Source organism: Mycobacterium sp. (genome assembly GCF_032159775.1).
Taxonomy (GTDB): Bacteria; Actinomycetota; Actinomycetes; order Mycobacteriales; family Mycobacteriaceae; genus Mycobacterium.
In genome coordinates, this window is record NZ_JAVHWK010000078.1 from 1 (window position 1) to 3,077 (window position 3,077).

3 protein-coding genes are annotated in these 3,077 nt (G+C 61.7%); 2 read left to right on the forward strand and 1 reads right to left on the reverse strand.

Annotated features, from left to right (window positions below):
- A partial coding sequence (gene tuf / locus QOJ24_RS08165; RefSeq protein WP_526260483.1) for an elongation factor Tu occupies positions 1-1,101 on the forward strand: 1,101 nt, incomplete at its 5' end.
- A gap of 72 nt (positions 1,102-1,173) precedes the next feature.
- Here tuf and QOJ24_RS08170 read toward each other — a convergent pair.
- Positions 1,174-2,178 carry an alcohol dehydrogenase gene (locus tag QOJ24_RS08170; protein ID WP_526260484.1) on the reverse strand — a complete coding sequence of 335 codons (1,005 nt, stop codon included), beginning with the start codon at positions 2,176-2,178 and terminating at the stop codon, positions 1,174-1,176.
- 482 nt (positions 2,179-2,660) lie between these two features.
- Between QOJ24_RS08170 and QOJ24_RS08175 the strand changes: the two genes are divergently transcribed.
- Positions 2,661-3,077, forward strand: a 417-nt coding sequence (locus QOJ24_RS08175) for a hypothetical protein (protein ID WP_526260485.1), incomplete at its 3' end; no start/stop codon positions are given.

A 3,077-nucleotide genomic window follows, 5' to 3' on the forward strand; every position in this document is an offset into this window, starting at 1 on the left:
GCTATTACGAAGGTTCTGCACGACAAGTTCCCCGACTTGAACGAGGCATCGGCCTTCGACCAGATCGACAACGCGCCCGAAGAGAAGGCGCGTGGTATCACGATCAACATCTCCCACGTGGAGTACCAGACCGACAAGCGTCACTACGCACACGTCGACGCCCCTGGCCACGCTGACTACATCAAGAACATGATCACCGGCGCAGCCCAGATGGACGGCGCAATCCTGGTGGTCGCGGCGACCGACGGCCCGATGCCCCAGACCCGCGAGCACGTGCTGCTCGCCCGTCAGGTCGGCGTGCCCTACATCCTGGTTGCGCTGAACAAGGCCGACATGGTCGACGACGAGGAGCTCATCGAGCTGGTCGAGCTCGAGGTCCGCGAACTGCTGGCCGCCCAGGAGTTCGACGAGGACGCCCCGGTCATCAAGGTGTCGGCGCTCAAGGCGCTCGAGGGCGACCCGGAGTGGGTCAAGTCCGTCGAGGATCTGATGGATGCCGTCGACGAGTCGATCCCGGACCCGGTCCGCGAGACCGACAAGCCGTTCCTGATGCCCGTCGAGGACGTCTTCACGATCACCGGCCGCGGCACCGTGGTCACCGGTCGCGTTGAGCGTGGCGTGGTCAACGTGAACGAGGAAGTCGAGATCGTCGGCATCAAGCCGACCACCACCAAGACGACCGTCACCGGTGTGGAGATGTTCCGCAAGCTGCTCGACCAGGGCCAGGCGGGCGACAACGTCGGCCTGCTGGTTCGTGGCGTCAAGCGTGAGGATGTCGAGCGCGGCCAGGTCGTCGTGAAGCCCGGCACCACCACGCCGCACACCGAGTTCGAGGGCAGCGTCTACATCCTGTCCAAGGACGAGGGCGGCAGGCACACGCCGTTCTTCAACAACTACCGTCCGCAGTTCTACTTCCGCACCACCGACGTAACCGGTGTGGTGACGTTGCCGGAGGGCACCGAAATGGTGATGCCCGGTGACAACACCGACATCTCCGTGGTGCTGATCCAGCCCGTCGCCATGGACGAAGGTCTGCGCTTCGCAATTCGCGAAGGTGGCCGTACGGTCGGCGCCGGTCGGGTTACCAAGATCGTCAAGTGACGCTCTGACCTAGATAGCGCAAGTGGCGCTCATCCGAAAGGATGGGCGCCACTTTGCGTTTGGGTGTAGACGTCAGTCCATCGTCAGCACCATGCGGAATCTCGCGGCGCCGCTCATCATCTTGTCGTAGGCCGCTTGCACGTCGGAAAGCGGCACCGTCTCGATCATCGGCCGGACGCCGGTCAGCGCCGAGAAACGAAGTGTGTCCTCGGAATCCTGAGACGTTCCGGACGCATGTCCCTGAACGGCGGCGGACTTGAAGATCAACGGAGCCAACGGCGTCTCCATGGGTTCAGCCGGCGCGCCGACGACGACGAGCTCGCCGCGGGCCTTGAGGCCGCCGATGGTGGCCGCCATCGCGTCCGCAACGGTAACCGTCGCGAGGATGACCTGCGCGCTGCCAAGCTTGTTTAACTCCTCGGCGACATCAGACGCCTTGGAATCGATGTAGTGATGTGCGCCGAGCTTTTTGGCCAATGGCTCCTTGTCCGTTCCGCGGGCGATCGCAGCCACCTCGAAGCCCATCTTGGCGGCGTACTGAACGCCGAGATGGCCGAGGCCGCCGACGCCTAGGACCGCAACGAGATCGCCAGGTCTGGCGACGGACTCGCGCAGAGAATTGAATGTGGTGATGCCTGCACACAGCAGCGGAGCGGCGTCGACGTAGGACAGATCGTCAGGGATGCGCGCGATCGCTTCCGCTGGCGCGACCATGTACTCCGCATAGCCGCCGTCGTAGGCGATGCCCGGAACCTGGCCGTTCACGCAAGAAATGAAATCGCCTCTGCGACAAGGCTCGCAGGTGAAATCGCAGCCGCCGAACCACCCGACGCCGACGCGATCACCGACGTTCCACGTGCTGACGCCTTCACCGACCGCGTCCACCTCGCCCGCAATTTCGTGGCCGGGCGCGCGAGGGAACGAGTTGCCCATCATGCCGATTACGGTCAGCAAGTCGGAATGGCAGACGCCGCAGGCGTGCACCTTGACGCGGACGTGCCCGGGACCCGGCTCCGGGATTTCGACGTCGGTCAGTTCGAACTTTTCATTCGCCGCGGGAACGCGAGCAATCTTCATTGTGGCCACGTCGGTTAGATTACCGGCCGCCAGGGATCCGCCGCAGTGCCCCGTATCCCGGCAACCACCTTGCCATGGCTTTCCTGAGTATCAACTGAGTGATGACCGGCTGATGAGTGCGCGGAACATTACCAGAGATGTAACGAGCTAATTACGACTCCGGCAATATGAGCCAAGATTGGACAAAGAGGCCATTGGCGTCTTCATAGCTCGTTGACAGATATGCAAATAACCGTAAACGCGCTGGGTGATTGAGTGCAGGGCTGACACCCGAGGTAGATGACGGTCGGCGCCCGCGTTTTACCCAAAATTCAGCGCATTGAAACCCTTTGCGGTGCTGCGACCAGCCACTTTGCTATAAGTACGGCCTAGCGGCGTTAAAACTAGTCGTGTGATGCTTGACACAGTGTCCAGCAAAGTCCTAGAGTCTCATCTGGTTACTTAGGTTTTACACAGCTTTCATCCGAGAGGTGGGGCCGAGGATGGAAATCGAAGGTCGAAACGTGGACGGGTCGCAGGGCACGAAGAAGGGCGCGCACAGGATGTCGCGCAAACATAATTCGATCATTGGCCGGACGGTCGTAGTGGGCGGCGCGGCCATTTGCATCGGCCTGCTTGCAGAGATGAACGTTCCCGACGCGAACGCGCTTTCCATCTTGCTGCCCGGCGGCAATGGCAACGCGACGCAGATCAACATTCTCGAAGGCAACATCTTCATGCCGCAGTTCGGTCTGGGCGGAAACGGCAGCAATATCAGCAACAACCGGACCATCGGAAGCATCATCTTCGGCGGCAGCGATCCCACAGGTTCGTCTCACGTGATCGCACTCGGCGGCGCGAAGGGCAACGGCAACGTGACCCAGATCAACATCGCGTCCTACAACATCTTCAACCCGCAG

Excerpts from the sequence above, each read along its gene's own strand:
- QOJ24_RS08170 (WP_526260484.1), bottom strand. The coding sequence starts at position 2,178 with ATGAAGATTGCTCGCGTTCCCGCGGCGAATGAAAAGTTCGAACTGACC.